Annotated in this window: 1 protein-coding gene; it reads right to left on the reverse strand. The window is 38.6% G+C overall.

Annotated features, from left to right (window positions below):
* Positions 1 to 139: 139 nt before the first annotated feature.
* Positions 140 to 292 carry a hypothetical protein gene (locus BTA35_RS18335; RefSeq protein ID WP_202931334.1) on the reverse strand — a complete coding sequence of 51 codons (153 nt, stop codon included), beginning with the start codon at positions 290 to 292 and terminating at the stop codon, positions 140 to 142.
* Between the last annotated feature and the right edge of the window lie 91 nt (positions 293 to 383).

Raw genomic sequence — 383 nt, forward strand, 5'->3', positions numbered from 1 at the left:
GTCGGGCGGAAGCTCGGCTTTTTTATTTGTCTTTATTGATCTCTTTCCGCATTTCTTCCTTGCCTAACAAAAATCCGATCATCAGGGCCATGATGTAAAACAACGCTCCTACAATCATTTTGATAATCATAATTTCCTCCTACCAGATGTAGACTGTGTGTTCTTTGGCGTCAATTTCTACTCGTTCTGATTCTTGCGTGAAATATTCACCAATCATCATTTGTATGACTTCCACAATCATGGACTTATCTTCGATCTTCATTAGCTCATTAATTAATTCTTGGACTGTCATGTTCTTCCTCCTAAAATGTAGTAGTGGTAGAGAGCTATTAGTCCTCTTCTGCCAATCTCTCCACATATCTCACTTGTGCCCAATTTAAATG

This window comes from Oceanospirillum linum (assembly GCF_001995095.2).
In the GTDB taxonomy this organism is placed as follows: Bacteria; Pseudomonadota; Gammaproteobacteria; order Pseudomonadales; family Halomonadaceae; genus Oceanospirillum; species Oceanospirillum linum.